Annotated in this window: 23 protein-coding genes; 12 read left to right on the forward strand and 11 right to left on the reverse strand. The window is 63.2% G+C overall.

Features of this window, described 5'->3' with window-relative positions; translation table 11 throughout:
- Nucleotides 1-20 precede the first annotated feature (20 nt).
- From KV397_RS10470 to KV397_RS10505, 8 genes are all read left to right on the forward strand, one after another.
- Entirely contained in the window at nt 21-1,214 is a 1,194-nt protein-coding gene (locus tag KV397_RS10470) for a glycosyltransferase (RefSeq protein ID WP_261811235.1), read from the forward strand.
- Nucleotides 1,211-2,398, forward strand: a complete 1,188-nt coding sequence (locus tag KV397_RS10475; RefSeq protein ID WP_261811236.1) for a glycosyltransferase family protein — start codon at nt 1,211-1,213, stop codon at nt 2,396-2,398. The genes KV397_RS10470 and KV397_RS10475 overlap by 4 nt, the downstream gene beginning before the upstream one ends.
- Nucleotides 2,395-4,227, forward strand: coding sequence for an ABC transporter ATP-binding protein (locus KV397_RS10480; RefSeq protein WP_261811237.1), 1,833 nt, complete (start codon nt 2,395-2,397; stop codon nt 4,225-4,227). The genes KV397_RS10475 and KV397_RS10480 overlap by 4 nt, the downstream gene beginning before the upstream one ends.
- A 153-nt stretch (nt 4,228-4,380) precedes the next feature.
- Nucleotides 4,381-5,502, forward strand: a complete 1,122-nt coding sequence (locus KV397_RS10485) for an N-acetyl sugar amidotransferase (RefSeq protein WP_227991543.1) — start codon at nt 4,381-4,383, stop codon at nt 5,500-5,502.
- Nucleotides 5,499-6,104 carry an imidazole glycerol phosphate synthase subunit HisH gene (hisH, locus tag KV397_RS10490; protein WP_131491958.1) on the forward strand — a complete coding sequence of 202 codons (606 nt, stop codon included), beginning with the start codon at nt 5,499-5,501 and terminating at the stop codon, nt 6,102-6,104. Before KV397_RS10485 ends, hisH begins: the two co-directional genes overlap by 4 nt.
- Nucleotides 6,101-6,862: an AglZ/HisF2 family acetamidino modification protein gene (locus KV397_RS10495; protein ID WP_131491957.1), complete on the forward strand. Its 762-nt coding sequence runs from the start codon at nt 6,101-6,103 to the stop codon at nt 6,860-6,862. Before hisH ends, KV397_RS10495 begins: the two co-directional genes overlap by 4 nt.
- Nucleotides 6,863-6,899: 37 nt before the next feature.
- Entirely contained in the window at nt 6,900-8,060 is a 1,161-nt protein-coding gene (locus KV397_RS10500) for a glycosyltransferase family protein (protein WP_131491956.1), read from the forward strand.
- 278 nt (nt 8,061-8,338) lie between these two features.
- Nucleotides 8,339-9,493, forward strand: a complete 1,155-nt coding sequence (locus KV397_RS10505) for a hypothetical protein (protein WP_165875419.1) — start codon at nt 8,339-8,341, stop codon at nt 9,491-9,493.
- A 25-nt stretch (nt 9,494-9,518) separates the two neighbouring features.
- Here KV397_RS10505 and KV397_RS10510 read toward each other — a convergent pair whose 3' ends face one another.
- Genes KV397_RS10510 through KV397_RS10520 form a run of 3 tightly spaced genes read right to left on the reverse strand, consistent with a single transcriptional unit; the run spans nt 9,519 to nt 12,174 of the window.
- Nucleotides 9,519-10,511, reverse strand: coding sequence for a Gfo/Idh/MocA family protein (locus tag KV397_RS10510; protein WP_131491954.1), 993 nt, complete (start codon nt 10,509-10,511; stop codon nt 9,519-9,521).
- On the reverse strand, nt 10,511-11,608 hold the full coding sequence (locus KV397_RS10515; protein ID WP_131491953.1) for a DegT/DnrJ/EryC1/StrS family aminotransferase: 1,098 nt from the start codon (nt 11,606-11,608) through the stop codon (nt 10,511-10,513). The genes KV397_RS10510 and KV397_RS10515 overlap by 1 nt, the downstream gene beginning before the upstream one ends.
- Complete coding sequence (locus KV397_RS10520) at nt 11,605-12,174, reverse strand: acyltransferase (RefSeq protein ID WP_227991542.1); 570 nt, start codon at nt 12,172-12,174, stop codon at nt 11,605-11,607. Before KV397_RS10520 ends, KV397_RS10515 begins: the two co-directional genes overlap by 4 nt.
- 158 nt (nt 12,175-12,332) lie before the next feature.
- Between KV397_RS10520 and KV397_RS10525 the strand changes: the two genes are divergently transcribed.
- Together KV397_RS10525 and KV397_RS10530 are read left to right on the forward strand one after the other, a co-directional pair.
- Nucleotides 12,333-13,028, forward strand: a complete 696-nt coding sequence (locus KV397_RS10525; protein WP_131491951.1) for a glycosyltransferase family 2 protein — start codon at nt 12,333-12,335, stop codon at nt 13,026-13,028.
- Nucleotides 13,029-13,030: 2 nt separating this feature from the next.
- A complete protein-coding gene (locus KV397_RS10530; RefSeq protein ID WP_131491950.1) occupies nt 13,031-13,384 on the forward strand; it encodes a DUF2304 domain-containing protein in 354 nt (117 codons plus the stop codon).
- Here the strand turns inward: KV397_RS10530 and KV397_RS10535 are convergent.
- The 4 genes from KV397_RS10535 to KV397_RS10550 all read right to left on the reverse strand — a co-directional run bounded on the left by KV397_RS10535 (nt 13,368) and on the right by KV397_RS10550 (nt 17,731).
- Nucleotides 13,368-15,254 carry a DUF6541 family protein gene (locus tag KV397_RS10535; protein ID WP_131491949.1) on the reverse strand — a complete coding sequence of 629 codons (1,887 nt, stop codon included), beginning with the start codon at nt 15,252-15,254 and terminating at the stop codon, nt 13,368-13,370. The two genes, KV397_RS10530 and KV397_RS10535, sit on opposite strands and share 17 nt — an antisense overlap.
- Nucleotides 15,254-15,991, reverse strand: a complete 738-nt coding sequence (locus KV397_RS10540) for an ABC transporter ATP-binding protein (RefSeq protein WP_131491948.1) — start codon at nt 15,989-15,991, stop codon at nt 15,254-15,256. The genes KV397_RS10535 and KV397_RS10540 overlap by 1 nt, the downstream gene beginning before the upstream one ends.
- Complete coding sequence (locus KV397_RS10545; protein WP_227991538.1) at nt 15,988-16,926, reverse strand: ABC transporter permease; 939 nt, start codon at nt 16,924-16,926, stop codon at nt 15,988-15,990. The genes KV397_RS10540 and KV397_RS10545 overlap by 4 nt, the downstream gene beginning before the upstream one ends.
- Before the next feature lie 91 nt (nt 16,927-17,017).
- Nucleotides 17,018-17,731: a cytidylyltransferase domain-containing protein gene (locus KV397_RS10550; RefSeq protein ID WP_131491946.1), complete on the reverse strand. Its 714-nt coding sequence runs from the start codon at nt 17,729-17,731 to the stop codon at nt 17,018-17,020.
- Nucleotides 17,732-17,761: 30 nt separating this feature from the next.
- Between KV397_RS10550 and KV397_RS17450 the strand changes: the two genes are divergently transcribed.
- Nucleotides 17,762-18,262, forward strand: coding sequence for a GNAT family N-acetyltransferase (locus tag KV397_RS17450; RefSeq protein ID WP_131491945.1), 501 nt, complete (start codon nt 17,762-17,764; stop codon nt 18,260-18,262).
- On the opposite strand, the gene pseI is transcribed toward KV397_RS17450, so the two are convergent.
- The 3 genes from pseI to pseB are packed head-to-tail and all read right to left on the reverse strand — an operon-like array spanning nt 18,240 to nt 21,379.
- Nucleotides 18,240-19,265 carry a pseudaminic acid synthase gene (gene pseI / locus KV397_RS10555; protein ID WP_227991535.1) on the reverse strand — a complete coding sequence of 342 codons (1,026 nt, stop codon included), beginning with the start codon at nt 19,263-19,265 and terminating at the stop codon, nt 18,240-18,242. The two genes, KV397_RS17450 and pseI, sit on opposite strands and share 23 nt — an antisense overlap.
- Before the next feature lie 9 nt (nt 19,266-19,274).
- Entirely contained in the window at nt 19,275-20,408 is a 1,134-nt protein-coding gene (locus KV397_RS10560) for a DegT/DnrJ/EryC1/StrS family aminotransferase (RefSeq protein WP_131491943.1), read from the reverse strand.
- On the reverse strand, nt 20,408-21,379 hold the full coding sequence (gene pseB / locus KV397_RS10565) for a UDP-N-acetylglucosamine 4,6-dehydratase (inverting) (protein WP_227991530.1): 972 nt from the start codon (nt 21,377-21,379) through the stop codon (nt 20,408-20,410). The genes KV397_RS10560 and pseB overlap by 1 nt, the downstream gene beginning before the upstream one ends.
- Before the next feature lie 85 nt (nt 21,380-21,464).
- Between pseB and KV397_RS10570 the strand changes: the two genes are divergently transcribed.
- Nucleotides 21,465-22,469, forward strand: coding sequence for a PseG/SpsG family protein (locus tag KV397_RS10570; RefSeq protein ID WP_153243863.1), 1,005 nt, complete (start codon nt 21,465-21,467; stop codon nt 22,467-22,469).
- On the opposite strand, the gene KV397_RS10575 is transcribed toward KV397_RS10570, so the two are convergent.
- The coding region (locus tag KV397_RS10575) for an LGFP repeat-containing protein (protein ID WP_407665259.1) at nt 22,466-22,951 on the reverse strand (486 nt) is incomplete at its 5' end. The two genes, KV397_RS10570 and KV397_RS10575, sit on opposite strands and share 4 nt — an antisense overlap.

Here is a 22,951-nt window from a genome sequence, read left to right on the forward strand (position 1 = left end):
GTCTCAGGCAGAATCGAAAGGTGGATTCCCTCATTGGGCGCCGGATCGCGCTCGTCTCGCGCATCTTCACGCCCGAACCCGGCGCTGCCTCTCTGCGTTTGCGAGCGCTCGCCCGTCGTCTGCACGACGGAGGAGCGAACGTCGCAGTCTTCACGAGCGCCCCTCCACGTGGCACTCCGTCCGCCGAGCCCTCCGAGCACTACTCCGTCTCCCGCGCGCCGGTGCTACGCGATCGCGCCGGCTATGTCCGCGGGTATCTCCAGTATTTGAGCTTCGATGTGCCCGCCTTCTTCCGCGTGCTCTTCGCGCGCCGATTCGACGCGCTCATCGTTGAACCCCCGCCGACCACAGGCGTCATGATGCGCGTCGCTGCTTGGGCGCGCCGCACGCCGTATCACTTCTACGCGGCCGACGTGTGGTCAGAGGCAGCCGCTGTCGCCGGCGCGCCCGCTTTCGTCGTTCGAGTGGTCCGCTCGTTCGAACGTTTCGCCTATGTAGGTGCGCGTTCGGTGCTCGCTGTCTCGGAGTCCGTCGCTGAGCGCGTTCTCGCGGTGTGTGAAACCGCTACGGTCACCGTCGTCGGGAACGGTTTCGACACCGAGGTCTTCCGCCCCGACGGCACCATGATCGTCTCCGAGCGACCGTACCTTCTCTACGCCGGCACGGCTTCAGAGGTTCATGGAGCGATCATTTTCATCCAGGCCCTGCCTCTCGTTCTCAGCGAAGTTCCGGATGCGAGAATCGTGTTCATCGGACAGGGTTCGGAGAGAGACGCGATCTCCGAGGCTGCTGAAGCGCTGGCACCGGGTGCCGTCGAATTCATGTCACGCATGAGCGCTGAGGAGACGGCGATGTGGATCCGCGGAGCACGCGCTACCTTGGCGAGCATGCTCCCGCACGGCTACGACGCGTTCCCGACGAAGATGTACGCATCCGCTGGTTGCGGTGTCCCTGTGGTCTATGCGGGTGACAATGCTGACCAGGAGTTCTTCGATCAACCGGGATCCGGATGGACCGCGGACTACGAGCCTGCTGCTGTAGCGAACGCGATGCTCGAAGCGCTTCGGCACGAGCGCGACGAGCAGGAGACCCGACAGCGGGCAGAGTGGGCAGAGGCGAATTGGTCACTCAGGGCCGTGGCCGATCGCATCGTCGACAGGCTGAACCCCGAAGCGAAACCCCACCCAAGCCGAGAAAGAGATGCCACAGAATGAGCAACGAGCGGCCACGCATCCTGTGCATATCCCTCTCCCCTCTGCGCAGCGACGCGCGCGTCCTCCGACAGATCTCGCTTCTGAGTGAGATCGGTGATGTCACCACGGTGGGCTTCGGAGCGGCTCCCGACGGCGTGTTCGCGCATCACCAAGTTCCCGAAGGCCTCTCGACCCTGCCCCAGACGCCGCTCGGAATCGTGCGCCTCGCATTGCGAATGCACAGGTCGGCTGAGATCTCCGCGCCGGCTGTTCGTTGGACAGCGAACCGCGTCGGCGGGCATACTTTCGACTTGGTCGTCGCGAACGAGGCACGAGCGCTGGGCGTGGCGCACCGCATAGCCGACGGAGCTCCTGTCTGGGCGGATATGCATGAATGGGCCCCCGAAGAGCGCACGCACATTCTCCGTTGGCGCTTGCTCGTCGCCCCGTTCATGGTGCATCTATGCAGGACGTATCTGCCGCCGTCGGCGCTCGTGACCACCGTAGGAGACGGCATTGCCGCCCTCTACCGGCAGCAGTTCGATGTGCCTGCCTTGGTCATGCGCAATGCCGGCGGATTCCGCGCCCTCAAGCCTTCGCCCGTGAGCGACGAACAGATCAGGCTCGTCCACAGCGGAGCAGCGATTCACGGGCGACGACTCGAACTCATGATCGAGACAATGAAACTGCTTGATGCGCGCTTCACTCTAGATCTCTATCTCATGCCCGGCGGCGACGGAGGAGCCTACCTGCGAGAGCTCCGTGCGTCAGCCGCGCCGGACAGCCGGATCACCTTCCACCCGCCAGTCCCGCCGGAAGACCTCCCCCGAGTGCTCAATGCGTACGACGTCGGGGTGTTCTGGATCCCCCCCACTCACACGAACGCACGCCTGACCTTGCCCAACAAGTTCTTCGATTTCGTACAGGCGCGTCTGATGGTGGCTGTCGGCCCGTCGCCGGAGATGGCCGAGTTGGTCACGCGCCACGACCTGGGTGTGATCAGCCATGACTTCACACCGGAATCGTGCGCACAGTCGCTAACGTCACTCGACATGGAATCCGTAAGATCAGCGAAGGCCGCCTCGGATGCGGCAGCGCAGGAGCTCAGCTTCGAAAACGACGCGGCTCACATCCGCGCAGTCATCGAGCGCATCCTGGGTGCGCGGTCCGGCGGCGAAACCCCCCCACAGGAGGAGAAAGCGTGAAGATCGCTCTGAACCTCTATCGCGAGCTCCTGCAGGCGCTTCCCACGGACGCACGTCGTTTCCTCAACGTCTACGCCACACTCCTCGCGTCACTCGCCGTGTTCGACGCTGCTGCCTTGGCTCTGCTGGCCGTCGTGATCGGCCCACTTTCCGTCGGCAATGCGGTGACCCTTCCGCTCGTCGGCACTCTCGACAGCGCAGGTGTAGTCGTCGCGATTCTCGTCATCTGCGCGCTGATGATCACGAAAGGCGCTCTTTCCGCGCTCGTGATGCGCTGGGGATCGCAGCGCATCGCCACCTACGAGGTCGCTCTCGGGGATCGACTGTTCCGGGCCTACCTCGGCGCATCCTGGCAGGAACGTCTCACGAAGAACTCCACAGACATGCTCCGTTTCACAGACGGCGGTGTCGACGCCGCAGTGAACTCGTTCATTCGGCCCGGAGCAACGTTGCTCGGCGAGGTAGTGAGCATGGTTGTGATGGTGGGCACCATAGCCATCGTTCAGCCGCTGATCGCTCTGGTGACTCTCGTCTATCTGCTGGCGCTGGCAGCCGTGCTCTATCTGTGGATCGCTCGCCACTCTCGCCGCGCCGGCGAGATCAACGTCGAATCAACGATCCGCACCTCCCGTCTCATCCTTGAGGTGATGTCGGCCCTGAAGGAGGTCACCCTCCGCCGAAAAGAGCCTGAGGTGGCCGAGGTCGTCGAGCGGAGCCGAACACGCAGCGCACGGGCACGGGCGAACATCTATTTCCTGGGTCAGGTGCCTCGCTACGTTTTGGAATCAGGAATCATCGGCGGCTTCATCGTCGTCGGCGGTGCCGGATTCCTGATCGGCGGACAGGAGCAGGCGATTACCGCCGTGGCGCTCTTCGCCCTCGCAGGGTTCCGCATGGCCCCCTCCGTGATCCGGTTTCAAGCGGCAATCTCGCAGATGCTGGCTGCTTCGATCTACCCCCGGCGTGTCATCGACGAGCTCACCGCTGCGGAGCACCACATCACTTCGGTCAACGAACGACCGACCGTGCCGCTGCCCTCGCCGATCCACAGGATCAGCTTCCGTGACGTCACCTTCGGCTACGACTCGACCGCTGACCCCGCGGTCGAAGGTGTCTCGTTCGACATCGATATCGGAACATCGGTGGCGTTCGTCGGCTCTTCGGGCTCGGGGAAATCCACCCTGGTCGATCTCCTCCTCGGACTTCTCGAGCCGCAGTCTGGACGCATCGAGATCGACGGGCTGGATGTGCAGCATGTCGCGAGGGCATGGCGAGATCACGTCGCGTATGTGCCGCAGGAAGTCGCGCTCTTCGACGCGAGCCTGGCACAAAATGTTGCTCTCACCTGGACGGATGACTACGACGAACAACGCGTCATCGAGGCGCTACAGAGCGCCCACGTTTGGGACATCGTCGCGAGCCGCCGAGATGGAATCCGGGGATCTGTGGGAGAGCGCGGCATGGCACTGTCGGGTGGGCAACGACAGCGCATCGGGATTGCCCGGGCGTTGTACTCCGATCCCCTCGTTCTCGTCATGGACGAGGCAACCAGTGCGCTCGACACGCAGACTGAGGCCGCAGTGAGCGATTCCATCCGCGCCATGACCGGCGAACGCACCATCGTCACCGTGGCGCATCGGTTGGCAACCGTGAAGCACGCCGATCAGATCTTCTTCATGAAGGGCGGCCGTCTTGTGCACTCGGGAACATTCGATGAAGTCGTCGCGGCCGTGCCAGATTTCGCGCGGCAAGCGGCGCTTGCAGGTCTTGCGCCCATGCCCGCTGAGGGAATCGGCGGCGCTCAGCCTTCGGGACCGCACGAAGTGTAATCTTGACGAAGAATTTCTGTCGCGCACACGCGACGAAGAACCGTCCCCACGACGAACCTCGGCGTCACCGAGGGATCAAGGAGCAACAGGTTGGCAATCGTAAACGGAGAATCCGTCCAGACTCCTGACGAGTCTCGGCCGTATCAGCGGTGTGTGCGAACCATCATGGACACCACCGATCCGGAAATCTGGTTCGACGAGCAGGGCGTCTCCTCTCATGCGCTCCGCTTCGATGAAATGATGCGGGCTGACGTTGAGGCAGCGCAGAGCGGACAGCGAGCTGGCGAACTCGACGAGCTTGTTGCAGAGATCAAGCGCGCCGGCCAAGGCAAGCCCTATGACTGTATCGTCGGCGTCTCCGGCGGGGTCGACAGCACCTTCCTCATTCTCCAAGCGGTCAAGCTCGGCCTCCGCCCCCTTGCCGTGCATTTCGACAGCGGCTGGAACTCAGAGCTCGCCGTCGACAACATCCACAACATCGTCTCCCGCCTCGATCTCGATCTCTACACCCACGTCGTCGACTGGCGGGAAATGAAGGACCTGCAACTGTCCTTCTTCAAGGCCTCAGTGGCCAACTGCGATATCCCCACCGATCACGCCTTCGGCTGGGTCGCCTACCAGCAGGCCGTCAAGTACGGGATCAAGTACATCCTCTCGGGGGCGAACCTCGCGAGCGAGTCGATCTTGCCTCAGTCCTGGGGATACAACGCCTCCGATGCCAAGCACGTCAAAGGCATCCAGAAGCGGTTCGGCTCCGTCAAGCTCAAGACCTATCCGTTGATGGGGCTCTTCAAGCGCCACATCTGGTACCCCTACTTCCGCGGTGTGAAGACCGTCAAGCCGCTCAACCTCATGCCCTATCGCTACAAAGATGCGAAGCGGGAGATCACCGAGGAACTCGGGTGGCGAGACTACGGCGGTAAGCATTACGAGTCTGTGTTCACGCGCTACTTCCAGGGTTACTACCTCCCCATGAAGTTCGGATTCGACAAGCGCATCGCTCACTACTCCTCGCTGATCCTGTCCGATCAGATGACTCGCGAGGAAGCGCTCGAACTCATGGAGACGGAGAACTACCCCGAGGGACTCCGGAAACAGGATCACGAGTTCATCGCCAAGAAGCTGGGCGTCAGCGTCGACGAACTCGAGCGCATCTATGCGCAGCCGCCGAAGGACTACAGCGAGTACCCGAATGCGAAGAAGCAATGGGAGCTCGCAATGGCACTCGTTCGTGTTCCCATGAAGGTGCTCAGGGCGCTCGGGATTCGCAAATGACTGTTTCCCTCGTCGACTACGGTCTGGGAAATCTCGGGTCTGTCGCGAACATGCTCAAACGCGTCGGCGTCCAGAGCAGGCGTGTGACGACCCCGGAAGAGGTTCTCGACAGCGAGCGGGTACTTCTCCCGGGGGTCGGAGCGTTCGACGCCGGGGTCCGCCTCCTCAAGGAGAGCGGTCTCCATGAGGGACTGCAACAGTTCGCGCGCACGGGGCGCCCGCTCTTGGGCATCTGCCTCGGGATGCAGTTGCTCGTCGACACGAGCGCCGAGGGAAGCGAACACGGCCTCGGCCTGATCCCCGGGCATTGCCAGCGCTTCGTTGAGAGCCCCCGGCTCCGCGTTCCCCACATGGGGTGGAATCACGCACGAGCTTTGCGCTCGGACTCCCTCCTCCATGGTGTCATGGAGGACAGCCGCTATTACTTCGTGCACAGCTACCATGTCGTCCCCTCGGCGACGGAAGATGCGCTCGCGGAGACTGAGTACGGCAACACCTTCGTCTCGATGGTCCGCCGCGAAAATGTCATGGGCGCCCAGTTTCACCCCGAGAAGAGCCACACCTTCGGCATGACCATTCTGAGGAACTTCGCGAACATATGAGTGCATTCCCCCGTGTCATCCCCGTCCTCCTCGTCAGCGACGGCTATCTTGTGAAGCCGGTGAAGTTCCACGGCGACAAGTACATCGGGGATCCGATCAACGCCGTACGCATCTTCAACGAAAAGCAAGTCGACGAGCTTGTTATTTGTGACATCGACTCGTCCGTCAAAGGCGCGGGGGTGAACTACTCACTCATCGAGGAGATCGCCAGCGAGGCCTTTATGCCCGTCGGTTACGGCGGCGGAGTGTCATCCGCCGCCGAAGCTCAGCGCATCACCGGTATCGGTATCGAGAAGGTGATCTTGAACTCTGCTGCTTTCAACAGACCCGAGGCGATCGGCGAGATCTCGGCTGCGCTCGGTTCTTCGAGCACGGTGGTGAGTGTCGATGCGAAGAAGCGCCTTACGGGGGGCTGGGATACGTACTCGCAACGGGGGAAGAAGAAGCTCGGGATGACGCCCGCGGAGGCCGCGCGGCTGGCCCAAGAGCACGGAGCAGGTGAGATCATCGTCTCTGCAATCGACCGGGAGTCGACGTTCTCTGGCTATGACCTCAAGCTCGTCACTGCCGTCTCAGAGGCAGTAACGGTGCCGGTGATCGCGCTTGGAGGCGCCTCCGGGTACGCAGACTTCGCGCCGGCTCTGGAAGCAGGCGCGTCCGCCGTTGCTGCAGGCAGCATGTTCGTCCTGAACGGCAAGCACCGCGCCGTGCTGATCACCTATCCGACGCCGGATCAGATACGCGCGTTGAAGTCCTGAGCGCGCCCGCCCCTTCCGTCGATCGAGGAGCTTCCTTGTGACCGTCCGTCGAAAAATTCTCGTCCTGACTTACACGCCCATCGCGAGGGAACCGCGAGCACTCAAGCAGATTCGATTCCTCCGGCAGCACCATGACGTCACGACCGCCGGATTCGGGCCGGCTCCTTTCGATGATCTCCCCCATATCGAACTGCACGATAGCCGACCGTATCGCGGAGGTCTGCTCGGGCGCGCGCTCTACCTGGCCCTGCTCCTTCTGCGTCTCTACCCGTTGGTCACGTCGCTCAGTCCTCGCGACGACGCCGCACGCTCGCGACTGGCAGGCACGCAGTGGGACGCGATCATCGCACACGATCCGCAGACAAGTGCCCTCGCGAGCTCTCTGTCGACGACGCACGGAGTGATCGCAGACCTGCACGAATACTCGCCTCGGCAGAATGAGCATTCGCGGCTCTGGCGCATCCTCATCGCTCCGTACGTGCGGTGGCTGTGTCGCACATACGTGGCCAAATCGGCCGCGATCGTGACCGTTGGGCAGGGCATCGCCGACGAGTACTACCGAAACTTCGGCATCGTGTCCACGGTCGTGATCAACGCGACGCCTTTCCACGACCTGACGCCCGGCGCTGTCAAGCAACCGATCAAGCTCGTCCATTCAGGCGTCCCCGGCGTCCAGCGCAAACTCGAGATCATGATCGACGCCGTCCTACAGACGCGGGCAGACGTCACCCTGGACTTCTTCCTTGTCGACGATGGTTCTGCCTATCTGCAGTCCCTGAAGGAACGCGCTGGCGGTGATGAGCGGATCCGGTTCAACGACGCGGTTCCGTATGCCCAGCTCGTGCCCACGCTCAATCGCTACGACATCGGTCTGAGCATCTTCGCTCCGACCACCTTCAATCTTGCCTGGTGCCTCCCGAACAAGTTCTTCGACTTCATCCAGGCCCGCCTGGGAGTCATCGTCGGACCGTCGCCGGAGATGAAACGCATCGTCACGAGGAACGGTATCGGCCGGGTAATGCCCGACTTCGAGGCGTCTTCTCTCGCTGCTCTTCTGAGCGAGATCACGGTCGACGACGTGGAATCCTGGAAGAGCGCCTCTTCCGCGCACGCCGTCGAGCTTTCGAGCGAGAAGCAGTCGGAGATTTGGGGCGACATCATGGAATCGGTGTTCGGAGACGACGAGCAGGCGCGATGACCCCCTCAACGGGCCTGCCCTACAGCCGATCGGTTCGTCTACTTCTCGACGTCGAGGATTCCGAGCCCTCCGAACTCCTGGAACCGCTCCCCGGCACAGCATTGCCGCTCTGGCCTCGGGTGCGCATGTTCTTTGCGAGCGCCCTCGCCGCCGTGGAACTCGGCGAAACCGGGGTGCCCCAACGGCAATCTCGGGCGAAGACCTATCGCAGACTCGCACGGTCGTTCCTCCCTTCCAGGCATGACGCAGCGTGGCTTCGGGGGCGCTCCCCCGTTGTCATGGTCGCGAGCGGCGTCACGACCTCCCGGGAGGGCGGGTACGAGCGCAATTGGCTCGTCGGCGATCTCGCAGAAGCCCTCGGCCCGGAGGCAACTCTGCTCCAGTGGACCCCGCCGCACCCCGGAATCAAGCCGGCCTTCCCGCGCACGCGCAGCCTGGACGCGATCAACGCACGCACGGATCTACGTACGTATCGAAGAGAACTGTCCACGGAGACGGCAACAGCGATCGATGTTCTCGTGCACCGCTATGCGGCGCTCTTCTCTGGTGCGATCTCCGCTGAGCAAGAGCGGACGATCGCAGCGTCGGTTCGCTACCAGGAACGGCGAGCACCTCTCCTGCAGGACGCATTTCTCACGGTCATCGATCGTCTCGACCCTCACACCGTTGTCCTGGAGGACGCGTCCTACGGTCACCGCGGCGGACTCATCCAAGCGATGAAAAAAGATGGCCGACACGTCGCAGAACCTCAGCACGGGTGGATCGGCCCGTCCCACGCTGCCTACAACTATGGCAGCATCTTCCGCCATGAGGGCCTGCATTCGCAGATTCCAGACGAGCTGCTTCTCTTCGGCGAGTACTGGGGCCGCAGTATCCAGCATCCTGCAACGCTGACGACTATCGGCAAGCCGCATCTGCAACGGGCGATGGCGTCGGCACCACCGGTCGCAGACCGCGAGAACATCGCCTTGATCGCCAGCAGCATCACTGACCCCGATGCAACGACGAGTCTCATTTTGGCCCTACGCAAGAAATTGCCGGGCTGGCGGTTACGCTTCCGTCCGCACCCCTCCGAGCGCGCGACTCTCGCCGACCGGTATCCCTCTCTGATCGACGTCGTCGGTGTGGAGATCGACCCCCACGACGACCTCTACGAGTCGCTCGCCGACTGCCGCGCGGTGGTCGGCGTAGCCAGCACCGTCCTCTTCGAAGCGGCCAGCTTCGGTTGCGACGTCCTGGTGCGTCGCAGCCCCTTCACCGAGTACTACGTGGGCGAGCTGTTCGGACCCGCCTACGATGATGCTCGAGACGTCGAGGCCATGGCAGCTCGTCTGCGCGCGGGCAACACGCCCGTCGACGTGGAATCGTTCTGGGCGTCACACAGTCTCGATCTGGTCCGACGTTGGGCCCTATCGACAGGAACGGCAGACTAGAGTTCCCTGGTGCGCTCAGGCCGCTTCACTCGACTACCGCGGATGGTCGATGCAACAGTCCGTCCGCGGCCATCCTTTCAGCAATCTGCACCACTTTGGCCCCCTCGTCGAGCGTCACGATACCTTTCGCCGCCCCGTTGATCACCGAATCGCGGAAAGCCTCGTGTTCGGCGAGTAGCGGTTCACGGCGCTCGAGCGCGAAACGGGTGACATCACCTTCGACGACACCACGGAAGGTCGAGACCTGCTCCCATTCGCTGCGGATCGTCCCGTTCTTGAAATACGTCAGGTCTGCCGTCAGCGTGTCCGCGACGAGCGAGCCCTTCTCGCCCGTGATCACGGTCGTGCGTTCCTTGAAGGGCGTCAACCAGTTCACCGTGTGCGACGTGATCGTTCCCGAAGAAAGCGTCCCCACCGCCAGCACCATGTCCTCATGCGGACGACCACTGCGGAACGTGGTGCGTGCATTGACAGACACGTACTGCTGTTGTGTCACCCACGCCGTCAGGTCGATGTCGTGAGTCGCCAAGTCCTTGATCACCCCGACATCCGCGATGCGCCCAGGGAACGGACCTTGGCGCCGCGTGGTCACCTGATAGATGTCACCCAGAAGGCCGGCCTCGATCCGCTGACGCGCGGCCTGCAACGCAGGATTGTATCGTTCGATATGGCCGACACCGCCGATCAGCCCCTTCGCGTCGAAGAGATCCCGCAATGCGCGAGCATCCTCGCTCGTGGAAGCCACCGGCTTCTCGATCAACGCGTGGATGCCACTCTCCGCCAAACGCGTACCCATCTCGAGATGGTAGACAGTCGGAGCGGCGACGACCACGTATGAGAGGTCTTGGGCGAGGAACTCGTCGAGGTCGCGGAACACAGGGCGGTCGTGAACGAAATCCGGTGTGGATTCCGCCGGGTCAAAGACACCAACGAACTCGACTCCCGTGAGCCCGGCAAGAATTCGCGCATGATTGCGCCCCATCACTCCCAGCCCCATCACGCCCGCACGCAGAACCATCAGGCGCCTGCCTTCGCGACGGCGTTCACCGCGGCGACGACGCGCTCGAGGTCGTCACTGCTCAGCGACGGGTGCACGGGCAGCGATGCGACCTCGCGCGCGGCACGCTCCGTCTCCGGAAGGTCGAGCCCCGGCGCGAAGTGCGTCAGCGAAGGCAAGCGGTGGTTCGGGATGGGGTAATACACGCCCGCACCCACGTTGTACTCGCTCTTGAGCGCGGCGACGAATCCATCGCGGTCCTCGGGGACGCGGATCGTGTACTGGTGGTACACGTGCACCGCTCCGTCGGCGACCGGCGGGACGACGACGCCCTGCAGGTTCGCGTCGAGGAACGCGGCGTTGGACTGGCGGGTCTTCGTCCAGGCGTCGACCTTGGTCAGCTGCACGCGACCGATCGCGGCGTGGATGTCGGTCATGCGTGCATTGAAGCCGATGACCTCGTTCTCGTACTGGCGCTCCATGCCCTGGTTGCGCAGGAGCTTCACCTGACGTGCGAGCTCATCGGTCGCGGTCGTCACCATCCCGCCCTCGCCGCTGGTCATGTTCTTCGTCGGGTAGAGACTGAACATCGCGAACTCGCCGAACGAGCCGACCGGACGACCGTCGAGCGACGCACCGTGCGCCTGCGCCGCGTCCTCATAGAGAGCGACGCCGCGCTCCGCCGCCAACGCCTCGAGCTCACGCATCCGCGCGGGGTGCCCGTAAAGGTGCACCGGGAGGATCCCTTTGGTCTTCGGGGTGATCGCGGCCTCGACCGCCGCAGGGTCGAGAGTGAACGTCTCCGGCTCGATGTCGACGAACACCGGCGTTCCGCCCGTGAGCGCGACCGAGTTGCCGGTCGCGGCGAAGGTGAACGAGGGCACGATGACCTCGTCGCCCGGTCCGACCCCGGCCGCCAGGAGGCCGAGGTGGAGGCCTGCCGTACCCGAGTTCACCGCGACGGACGGTCGACCGGGCACGAAATGCGCCGAGAACTCCTGCTCGAAGGCGGCGACCTCCGGCCCCTGCGCGACCATGCCACTACGGAGCACACGATCGACGGCCTCGCGCTCCTCGTCGCCGATGATGGGCTTTGCCGGGGGAATGAACTCGCTCACACGATCTCCTTGGTCAGTGTTCCGTCAGTCTCGATGTAGCGCGCGCCCGTCGAGGGGCACACCCAGGTGTTCTCGTCATCACCGACGACGAGCGGTACACCCGACTCCCCCACCCAGCCGATGCGCTTCGCGGGGACGCCGGCGACGAGCGCGAAAGCGGGGACGTCCTTGACGACGACGGCGCCGGCAGCGACCGTCGCCCAGGCGCCGATGGTCACCGGCGCTACGCAGGTGGCCCTCGCGCCGATGGCCGCCCCGCGCTCGATCGTCACGCCGACAGGCTCCCAGTCGTGCGCGCTCTTGATCGTGCCGTCCTCGTTGATCGCGCGAGGGTACGTGTCATTGGTGAGAACCACGGCGGGACCGATGAAGACGCCGTCGCCCAAGCGCGCCGGCTCATACACGAGCGCGTAGTTCTGCACCTTGCAGTTGTCTCCCATGACGACGCCCGTCCCGATGTACGCGCCTCGACCGATGATGCAGTTCTCGCCGAGCTGAGCCTGCTCACGCACCTGAGCGAGATGCCAGATGGACGAGCCGTCCCCCACACTCGCGGCCGGGGACACATCTGCGGATTCGACAATCCGGACGGGAGTAGGGTGGGTCACTTCGCACGCTTCCTGCGCCACCGTGACATGGCAGTCGCACTCCCTAGTCTATCGGCTGCGGGTGCGACACCTGGCGAATGGCCGAAAGCACGCACCCGCCCTGTCAGAATGGTTGCATGAGCGAAACACCGATCGGCTCCGAAGCCGACAGCACCGCATGGATCGTGATACCGCTCTACAACGAAGCGAGCGTCATCGGAGACGTCATCACGAGCCTCCTGCCACATTTCCCCCACGTGGTCTGCGTCGATGATGGGTCGACCGACGGCTCTGCCGAGGTCGCAGCGCGAAAGGGGGCACATCTTGTGAAGCACCCCGTCAATCTCGGACAGGGGGCCGCGCTCCAGACCGGGATCGAGTACGCTCTGGCCCACGATTCCTGCGAGTACATCGTCACATTCGATGCGGACGGTCAGCATCGGATCGAAGATGCCATCGAAATGCTCGAGTTCGCCCGAACTGAAGACGTCGCCATCGTGTTCGGATCGCGATTCCTCGACGATCGGACGGACCCGGGTTGGATCAAGAAAGTCGTGTTGAAGACAGCCATCCGCGTCACGAACCTCACGACCGGCATGAAGTTGACCGACGCGCACAACGGGCTCCGTGTGATCAGGCGCGACGCCGCCGCAAAGATCGACCTCAAGCAAGACAGAATGGCGCACGCCACGGAGATCGTCCTCGAACTCGGGCGCACGGGCCTCCCGTGGCGTGAGCACCCGGTCGAACTCCTGTATACCGACTATTCCAAGAGCAAAGGCCAGAGCGTGCTCAACTCCGTCAACATCCTCGTCGATCTGGTGGTGCGCTGAGCATGTGGATCCAGTTCCTCCTCATCGCCGCGATCATCGTTCTCGGACTGATCGTGATGCGTCGAACCGGTGCCGACAGTCACCTCGCTATCCGCCGCCTACTCATGATGCTGTTCATCCTCGCGGCGATACTTTCCGTGCTCTTCCCGCAGTGGCTCACATGGATCGCTACCCTCATCGGTGTCGGACGAGGCACAGACTTGCTTCTCTACGCCCTTGTCCTGATGTTCCTCACCTTCGTCTACACGCAGTATCGAAGGAACCTGCAACTACAACGACAGCTGACGTTGCTGGCACGTAAGATCGCGTTGCTCGACGCGGAAGAAGACGAGGACCGCACTACCCGCAGCCAGTGACCTCATAGAGAACGGCGTCGCCAACGCGATCGACCTCGCTGAGCAACGGCGAATCGGCAAGGTGGTGCAGACCATCGAACGTTGTCCAGTGATTCTCAAACAGCTGACGATCCCCAAAGTCGAGCACGAAGGTCACTCCAAGACGCGCGGCCGCATCACACACGACCTCGCCTCCTTCAGAGAAGCTGCGTGCCAGCAGCTCAGCGTCGGCTCCATAGCGGCCGGTGACGTGAGGGAAGACCACACGGTGCCCGGTGTACGCGAAGAGGAGTCCGGCCCCGGTCAAGGGGTCGCCGAGCACGATGTCTTCACTGTTCAGCCGCCCCGCGATCTTCTCGAACAGGGCCGCTTCATCAGACGAAAGACCCTGCGAGTCCGGGGTGAACGCGAAACTCGAATTCCTCATGTAGGAGAGGTCATTGACGACCGCAGGAATGTGGGTCGCAGCGCCCAGCACCAAGAGCCCTGAGATCGCGCCTGCGAGAAGGCGGGATCCATTGCGCCAGCGGTCACCCACCCAGGAGACGACCACGGCGGCTCCGAGTCCGGCCAACGGGATGCCCCACATCGCGAGAAGCGCTCCCACCCGGGTCGTGTCGTCATACCAGACGCCGACGGCAAGGCTTCGGAGCGACAGCACAGGGAACCACGCCGAAGCGAGATAAAAGGCGATGCTCACGCCATACGAGTACAGGATCCACCACTGACGATCCTTCACGACCCGCCAGATACCGATCGCGGCGAGAGGACCGAGAAGGAGACCCGCAGTGCGCCCGACCGGGCTCAGGAACGCCACCTCACCGAATGCCTGGCTCATGGTTTCGTTCGGCAGCCATTCATGAGTCGTCACATTCGCGGCGAGCCAGACCGCGATCAGCAGTCCGCCGCCGAGCAGCAGCGATCCGACAAGCACCACACGACGCGTCGTGCCGCCCGTCGGCCAGAGCCGAAGCGCTCTCCACACCACGAACGGCACGCTGAGGGCCACGCCCGCGAGAAGAGATGACGGATGGGCAGCAGCGACCGCTGCGGCTGTTGCCGCTGCGGTGAGGATCCACAGGGCCTTCCCTGCTCTTCCGTCGCCGGGCTCGAAGCATCGCACGATGAAGGAAAGAAGAAGAGGGAGAAGCAGGTTGCCTAGGAGGTTCGGATACAGCACCCCCCAGGTCAGGAAGCCGAGCGGAAAGACACTGAAGCCGAAAGCAACCAACGGCGCCCACACCGCCACCGACGGGCGTGAGGGGAAGAGAATTGATGCCAGACAAGCCATCGCGAGCGGCCAGATCACGGCGATCACCGCCACCGTCACAGTGTTCGTCGCGGTGACCACGCCTCCTGAGACAGGCACGACCAAGGCGACGATCGCATGCCACAGCGTGGGATACGTGCCCGTCGCGGCGCCAGGCGTCACCATCGTCATGTGGAGGGGCGACGCATCACCGGTCTGGGTGATGAACTCGACCGCGTTCAGATGGAATAGTCCGTCGTAGAGCTGGCTAGGGTGCGTCGGATCGGCAATACCGAGCGCCACGACCACGACCCAGCCGGTGAATGCGGCACCCAGCGCGCCCCAGACAGCAGGTGTCCGCGAACCACCGAGCCCAGGAACGCCCCGCCCTGTCCAGCGCAGCAACGACGCGATAGCAGTGACGATCGATGCGACGATGGCTACGGGCAGCGGAGACCATGCGAGGCCGAAGACGGGCGCGATCACGGTTGCCGTGGCAACGATCCCGAGCGAAAGCGCGACGGCGGCTCCCGCCCGCAGCAATGGGCTAGCCCTCAGGCACATCGCGGCTGGCAGGCCAGGCAACACGATGACCGCTATGGCGACGAGGAGCGCGGGAACTTGCCCGGCCCACGACAGCATCAGGCGTCCACCAGGGCGATCGCACCCTCGACGTCACCGTCGTAAACGACTTCACCTCGGTTGATCACGATGCCTCTGGTGCAGAGTTCCCGAACCATCTCCATGTCGTGACTCACGATCACGAGCGTCTTGCCCTGAGCAATCAGCTCCTCGAACTTCAGACGGCACTTCTCTCGGAACGGAGCATCGCCGACAGAAAGGATCTCGTCCACCAACAGCACGTCGAGTTCTACGTGAATGGCGACGGAGAAGGCCAGACGCATGAACATACCCGACGAATAGTGCTTGACTTCCTGGTCGATGAACTGTTCGATCTCGCTGAACGCCACGATCTCGTCATAGCGCCCCTCGATCTCATGCTTCTTCATTCCGAGGATCGCGGCGTTGAGGAAGACGTTCTCCCGGCCGGACAATTCCGGATGGAAACCCGCACCGACCTCGATGAGTCCAGCCACGCGTCCCCGAGTCAACACCTGCCCTTCATCAGGTTCCATCACGCCGGAGATCAGCTTGAGCAGCGTCGACTTCCCCGAGCCGTTGAACCCGAGGATGGCGACTGACTGCCCCTCGCCGATGCTGATGTCCACGCCCTTGAGCGCTTCGAACTGGCTCGTGAGCTTGCGCCGCTTGAACCAAGAAACGACGGTGTCCTTGAGCGAAAAAGCGTGATTGAGCGTGAAGTGCTTCTTCACGCCGTCGATGATGATGCTGGGACGAAGTGTCTGCGTCGTGCTCATAGATCCTGGGCGAACTTTCCCTCGAGGCGGCGGAAGACGAACTGGCCGATCAACAGTGTCCCGATCGCGATGATGAACGTCCAAAGCGTGTTCATCGCAAGGCCGGGCGGGAGAGCATCCATAGGAAGTCCGGCATAGCCGGGGGCTGAGGTCATCGCCTCCGTCGCGGGACGCCAGAACGCGAAATGGAAGAGCTCGACGCCTTGCGTGAGCGGATTTAGTAGGTAGACCTCGACGAGCCACTGCGGCCAACCCAGGGTCTTCACGACGGCGTCCTGAACCATGACCCACGAATACAAGACCGGCGATGCCCATGTCGCAAGCAACAAGAACAACTCGACGATGTTCTCAGCGTCCCGAAACCGCACGTTCGCAGCACCGAAGAGCAGGCCCAGGCCGAGCGCGAATACCATCACGATGATCATCGCGGCCACGATCGCGAGCACCGCGAGAACGGACACGTGCGCGAACCAGCCCAGGAGAGCGCACACAATGAGGAGAAGCCCGACTTGCGGGAGGAAGTGCACGAAGGCCACGATCACGGCGGATACGGCAAAGAGCTGCCGAGGGAGGAACACCTTGCGCACAAGAGGCGCGTTGCCCACGATCGAAGTCGTCGCGTTCTTGAACGCCTCGGAGAAGAGGTTGATGACCACGATTCCGGAGAAGAGGTAGACAGCGTAGTTCGGGATGCCTTTGTCGAGGTTCATGAAGAGCCCGAGAACGATCCAGAAGACGAGGAACTGCGCTGCAGGTCGCACGTACGACCAGGTCCATCCCAACACGGAGTTGCGATAGCGCGTGGTCACGCCTGTGCGCACCAGAAGGCTCAGAAGATAGCGCCAGCGCACGACATCGATCAGCCCGCGGCTTTTTCCCGGGGTATCGAACTCGGAACGCGGGACGGCGGCAAAAAGATCTCGGGTTTCAGTCACTGGCCCACTCATTCGGACGCGACGGCGGGTGCCGTCGCAAGCCCGAGTAGTCTATCCCCTGGCCCGGCGAGACAACTGAACGACGCAGAGATCACCCTTGATCGGACTCGCGCCGAACCAGCTCCGGGTTCTCCTCGAGCAGCGCAAGCACCTCCGCCTGGCCGAACGCCGGCTGCTGATCGTAGAGACGCTCGTAGATACCACGAGCAAACTCCAGATCTGCCGGATAGTCCACGGTCCAACGAAGATCTGATCGATTCTGCGGCTGCGTGACGGAGTGCAGTGCGAAGACGTCAGGACGTCGATAGATGCCTAGAGTGACATGTTCTCGTTCGTCCGGCGCGTTCGAGATCCGATCCGCTTCCCGGAGAGCGGCTGCCCGGATCACCTCGACGTCGAGCCCCCTGGGATACGAACGTTCCAGCGTGTTCGCCGTGTAGTCGGCCCCGCTTCGCTCATGCGCGTCGATCACATCGTCGATCACCGAAGGATCGCAGAGTGCGTTGTCTCCGGTGAGGCGCACGATCGCCTCGGAATCGTCCTCACCGGAGATCACTTGGATGAATCGGGTGAGCACGTCGTCGAGCGGTCCACGGTGCACCCGATACCCCGCGTCTGCGACAGTTTCCGCAAGCAGATCGTCACTCCGATCCGTGGACGTTGCAAGAACGATCGCATCGATCCGCTGGGATCGGGCGATTCGCTCGAGAGCACGAAGGATCAGCGGAACTCCGAGAATCGGTGAAAGCACCTTGCCAGGGAGCCGTGCAGAGCTTGTTCGGGCCTGGAGGATCGCGAGCACCATGTCCCTAGTGTATTCGGGACGACGGTTAGGATGATCACCGTGATCATCATCCGCGCCGTAACGCCCGGGGACGCTGGTCTCCTCCTGTCCTGGCGGAATGATCCCGAGACGCGTGTCGCCTCATTGAGTTCCGCGAGCGTCGATTGGGAGACCCACGTCGCCTGGCTGACACGTACACTCAGCGATCCTCTCCGCACGCTGTACATCGGCGAGGTGGGTGGGACAGCGATCGGAACGGTTCGCTTCGATCAGGACGAGGCGGGCGCCGCCGAGGTCAGCATCACGGTTGCACCGGCCCAACGAGGAAGACGGCTGTCTTTGCCACTTCTTCGGGCGGGGATGGCCACCTACGCAGCGGCGCACCCCTCGACGACGAACGTCATAGCGCGAGTCAGAGAAGAGAACACCGCTAGCCGATCTCTGTTCGCTGCGGGCGGGTTCACGGAGATGGACCGGTCAGCAGATGGCGTTATCAGGATGACATCGGCTCCAGCAACGTCCACGCAACTCAGCGGAGAAGGTCCCAACTGACCGGAGTTCCCTTTGCCGCCGGCCTGACGAAGGTTCGCTCCAGCACGCGCGGCAGGTCCGAAGGTGGCAGGCCGCCCGCAGGCCTCACGCTGCGAACGTTGTGGGTCGTCACGGCATCACCTGCCTTTACATCTGCGGCGACGTAAAGCGACGGGCGGAGCCGGAGAGACTCGGACTCCGCACCCGTAGCCCACACGTCCGCACTACCAAGCGCGCGCACAGCCGCATCGCAGCCCTCGACCAGCAGTCGAAGCTCCTCGGGTTCCAGAGAGAATGCCGAATCCACTCCCCCGTCCGCGCGACGCAGGGTGACGTGCTTCTCGATCACTGTGGCCCCCAGCGCGACAGCCGCGATCGACACCCCGACGCCCATCGTGTGATCGGAAAGGCCGACGTCGACGCCGAACATCTCTTTCATCACCGGAATCCGCCGCAGGTTGGCGTCGTCCGGCTCCGCAGGATACGAGCTCGTGCACGCCAAGAGCGTCAGATCCGCACATCCGCCCCGCCGGGCGGCCTCCACCGCCTGCGCCACCTCAGCGATCGAGGCGGTCCCCACGGAGAGGATCACGGGCTTGCCGGTCGACGCGACCTGCTCGATCAGCGGCAGATCGACGATCTCCAACGAGGCGATCTTATACATCGGTACGTCGAGACTCTCCAGGAACTCGACGGCCGTTTCATCGAACGGCGTGCTGAAGGCCAGCATCCCGAGCTCCTGCGCCAGAGCGAAGATCGGGGCGTGCCATTCCCAGGGCGTGTGCGCCTCCTCATATAGGGAGTGGAGCGTTCGCGCGCCCCAGAGGGAATGATCGTCGCTGACACGAAACGCTGGCGTGTCGACATCTAGGGTTATCGTGTCCGCCGTATAGGTCTGGATCTTTATGGCGTGCGCACCGGCCTTCGCCGCTGCCCTGACGATCTCCAGCGCTCGCTCGAGTGATCCGTTGTGGTTGCCCGAGATCTCGGCGATGATCAGGGGGCGCTGTTTCGTATCGTTCACAATGTCTCCTCAAGCGAGAATCGAACGCAGAGCTTCGATCACGCGGTCCTGGTCGCTTGCGTCGAGATGCGCGTACATGGGCAAGGAGATCTCTTCGCTGTAGTACCGCTCCGCGACGGGGCACAGCCCCCGACGATACCCGAGGTCCTCGTAATAGGGATGCCAGTACACAGGCATGTAGTTGACCTGGACGAGAATGCCCTCCTCGCGCAGGCGCTCGAAAACCTCGCGGCGACGACCATCATGCACGCGCACCGGGAACAGATGCCACATGGGGTCCACGTCGCTGCGTTTCGTGGGAAGGGTGAGTCCGTCGAGGTCGCCGAGTCCGTCCTGGTAGCGCTCGAACACCGCGGTCCGTGACGCCTTGAACTCGGCGAGCCGGCGGATCTGGTTGACTCCGAGCGCGCAGAGGACATCGGGGAGTCGATAGTTGAGCCCGAGCTTGTGGATCTCCTGATGCCACGGGCCCTCGTTCGGATACCGCTGCTCAGCTCGGTCGCGGACGAGTCCATGCCCCCGGAATCCCCGAGAGGCAGTGATCAGAGCTTCGGAGTTAGAGACGACGGCGCCCCCTTCCGCCGTCGTCATGTTCTTGGTCGGGAAGAATGAGAACGTCGTCAGATCGGCGAGGGAACCAACCGGGCGCTCTCGGAGAGTCGAGCCGATGGAGTGCGCCGCGTCCTCCAAGACCAAAGCCCCAGCCGCGCGGGCGATCGGCAGCAGCACATCGATATCAGCCGGATGACCCGCGTAGTCAACGGCCGAGATGACGGCCGTCCGCTCTGTAGCGAGGGCCGCGACCGACTCAGGGTCGATGTTGCCGGTGTCTTCCTCCACATCGGCGAAGACGATCTCCGCCCCGAGCAACGATGCGGTCGACGCCGTCGCGGCGAATGTCAGAGCGGGCACAATGACCTGGTCCCCGGAAGTGACTCCGGCGGCCGCGTACGCGACGTGGAGCGCAGCGGTTCCGCTCGTCACCACCACAGCGTCGTCCGTCCCGGCGATCGCGGCGATCTCGGCCTCGAACGCGGCGACCGTGGGACCTGTGGTCAGCCACTCGCCTCGCAATGCTGCGGCGACAGCGGCGACATCCGATTCATCGATGTACTGATGACCGTAGGGGATCGGCTGTGCCACTAGTCCAAGGTTTCCAGGATCTCGCGGATTCCCTGGGCATCGAGCCACAGGTCGTTGCTGTCGGACTGGTACGCGAATCCGTCCGGGAGATCCTCACCCTGTGGCGGATTGAAGCCCCAGTTGGCGATCGTCGGCAGCACCACGAATCGATCGCCCAGTCGAAGCGTTCGTCGCGCGTCGTCGAGGCTGATCATCTCTTCGTGCAGCTTCTCGCCTGGACGGATCCCGATCTCGTACGTCTCGGCTCCGGGCGCGATCGCTTCGACGAGATCCGTGATCTTCATGCTGGGGATTCGCGGCACGTACAACTCGCCTCCCTGCATCTGATCGAACGAGTCGACGACGAACTCCACGGCCTGAGGGAGCGTGATCCAGAAGCGTGTCATCCGGCTGTCAGTGATCGGCAGCGGCTTCCCCTCGGCCGCGAGCTTGCGGAAGAAGGGAACGACTGAGCCGCGGCTTCCCATCACATTCCCGTACCTCACCACGCTGAAACGAGTCACGTAGCTCGCAGCATAGTGATTCGCCGACTGGAAGAGCTTATCGGCGGCGAGCTTCGTTGCACCGTAGAGGTTGAGAGGGCTCGAGGCCTTGTCGGTCGACAACGCGACGACCTTCTTCACACCGGCGTCGATCGAGGCTTCGACGACGTTCTGCGAGCCGACGATGTTGGTCTTCACGTACTCGAAGGGGTTGTACTCAGCGGTGTCGACCTGCTTGAGTGCCGCTGCATGCACGACATAGTCGACCTCATGCATAGCCCTTCGCAGTCGATCCTGGTCGCGGATGTCGCCGATGAACCAGCGCAGACGCGGGTCATCGGCGAACATCTGACGGGCCTCGTACTGCTTCAGCTCATCCCTCGAGTAGATCACGATTCGACGGGGACCGAGGTTGTCCAATGCGTAGCGAATGAACGCCTTCCCGAACGAGCCAGTGCCCCCCGTGACGAGAATCGACGAGTCCTGCAAGATGGTAATGATGATCCTCCAAGTCCGGGAACGACGGTCGTACTCTGAGAATCACGTTGACCGCCGACTGTCTAGGATATTACCCGTGAGGTGCCTGATCCGCGCAGACGCGACGTTCGAGACCGGCACGGGCCACGTCATGCGGTGTCTGACGCTCGCCGAAGAGCTACGCGCACGCGGTCATGAAGTTCTTCTCCGTGGCGAGCTCGGCGGAATCACCTGGCTGATCGAGCGTGTGGCAGAGGCGGGCGTACGACACGAGCATGTGCAGGCACACGACCTCGCCTGGGCCGATGAGGATGCATATTCCTTCGACGTGGTCGTCGTGGATTCCTACGTGATCGACGTCGATAGCGTGAACGCGATGGCTCGCGTGACGCCGACGCTCGCCATCGTCGATGCGGATCACCGTGGTCTCATCGTGGATCTGTATCTGGATCAGAACCTCGGTGCCGCGGACTTCCCGTGGGAGCACTCTCTCATCGGGGCTCCATTCGCGCTCGTGCGGGCCGACATCGTGCGCCTCAAGCGGGACCGGCTTCGTCCCCTGACGTCGCCTCCGCAAATCCTGTCCTTCATGGGAGGAAGCGACCCGACCGGAGCGATCGTGACAGTCACGCGCGAGCTGCTGTCGTTGCCGATGCCGGTCGAGGTGACTCTCGTCGTGGCCCCGCGTTGGCAGGACGACGTAGACGCACTGATCGCCGACCGGCCCGGCTTCCGCTCATTGGCTCCGACACCGGCTCTCCCCGAGCTTCTCGCTGGCGCCGACGTCGTGGTGTCGGCGACGGGGACAAGCGCCTGGGAGATCTGCACGATCGGCGTTCCCTCGATGTTCATCGCGGTCGTGGACAACCAGAGACCGGGCCTGCGCGCATTGGTCGAGGGTGGGCTCTCGTTGGGCATCGATCTGACCGACCTTCCGGCGCCCCCGGGGACCGCGCCGGAGATCGCACACGGGGTCGAGCGGCTCATCACAGAAGAGTCGCTTCGTGAGCGGCTCTTCTCCGCGTGTAATCACGTATTCGACGGACAGGGAGCGCGTCGCGTGGCCGCAGCGCTCGAAGACATCGCGCGCTCGGGACGTTAGCGGGCGATCGTCACCTTCCCCGTGCCATCCACATTGATCGTCCCGTTCTGGAACGACTGCGAGCAGCCACCATTCGGCAAACCACATGCCTGCGCCGCCGTCGGCCATCCCAACGGACCTCCCACGCCACCGGCCTTGCCATGCGCATCCCGGATCGCGCCCGTCATCAAGAACGCACCAGCCGGCCCCGCATTCACCAGACCATTCGTGAAAGCCTGCGCAACACCGCCACCGTTCGCCGAAACCGGAATCGTGTCACTCACCGGATAACCCAACGCACCCGCCGGACCACCATTGGACTGATAGAACGTCGCAACCGGACCCTTCGACACGACCCGAGCCACACCACCGACGACATAGATCGTCCCGTTCTGGAACGACTGCGAGCAGCCACCATTCGGCAAACCACATGCCTGCGCCGCCGTCGGCCATCCCAACGGACCTCCCACGCCACCGGCCTTGCCATGCGCATCCCGGATCGC

It is taken from the genome of Microbacterium aurugineum, assembly GCF_023101205.1.
In the GTDB taxonomy this organism is placed as follows: Bacteria; Actinomycetota; Actinomycetes; order Actinomycetales; family Microbacteriaceae; genus Microbacterium; species Microbacterium aurugineum.

Excerpts from the sequence above, each read along its gene's own strand:
- KV397_RS10475 (WP_261811236.1), top strand. The coding sequence starts at position 1,211 with ATGAGCAACGAGCGGCCACGCATCCTGTGCATATCCCTCTCCCCTCTG.
- hisH (WP_131491958.1), top strand. The coding sequence starts at position 5,499 with ATGACTGTTTCCCTCGTCGACTACGGTCTGGGAAATCTCGGGTCTGTC.
- KV397_RS10495 (WP_131491957.1), top strand. The coding sequence starts at position 6,101 with ATGAGTGCATTCCCCCGTGTCATCCCCGTCCTCCTCGTCAGCGACGGC.
- KV397_RS10505 (WP_165875419.1), top strand. The coding sequence starts at position 8,339 with ATGGTCGCGAGCGGCGTCACGACCTCCCGGGAGGGCGGGTACGAGCGC.
- KV397_RS10510 (WP_131491954.1), bottom strand. The coding sequence starts at position 10,511 with ATGGTTCTGCGTGCGGGCGTGATGGGGCTGGGAGTGATGGGGCGCAAT.
- KV397_RS10525 (WP_131491951.1), top strand. The coding sequence starts at position 12,333 with ATGAGCGAAACACCGATCGGCTCCGAAGCCGACAGCACCGCATGGATC.
- KV397_RS10530 (WP_131491950.1), top strand. The coding sequence starts at position 13,031 with ATGTGGATCCAGTTCCTCCTCATCGCCGCGATCATCGTTCTCGGACTG.
- KV397_RS10535 (WP_131491949.1), bottom strand. The coding sequence starts at position 15,254 with ATGCTGTCGTGGGCCGGGCAAGTTCCCGCGCTCCTCGTCGCCATAGCG.
- KV397_RS10540 (WP_131491948.1), bottom strand. The coding sequence starts at position 15,991 with ATGAGCACGACGCAGACACTTCGTCCCAGCATCATCATCGACGGCGTG.
- KV397_RS10550 (WP_131491946.1), bottom strand. The coding sequence starts at position 17,731 with ATGGTGCTCGCGATCCTCCAGGCCCGAACAAGCTCTGCACGGCTCCCT.
- KV397_RS17450 (WP_131491945.1), top strand. The coding sequence starts at position 17,762 with ATGATCACCGTGATCATCATCCGCGCCGTAACGCCCGGGGACGCTGGT.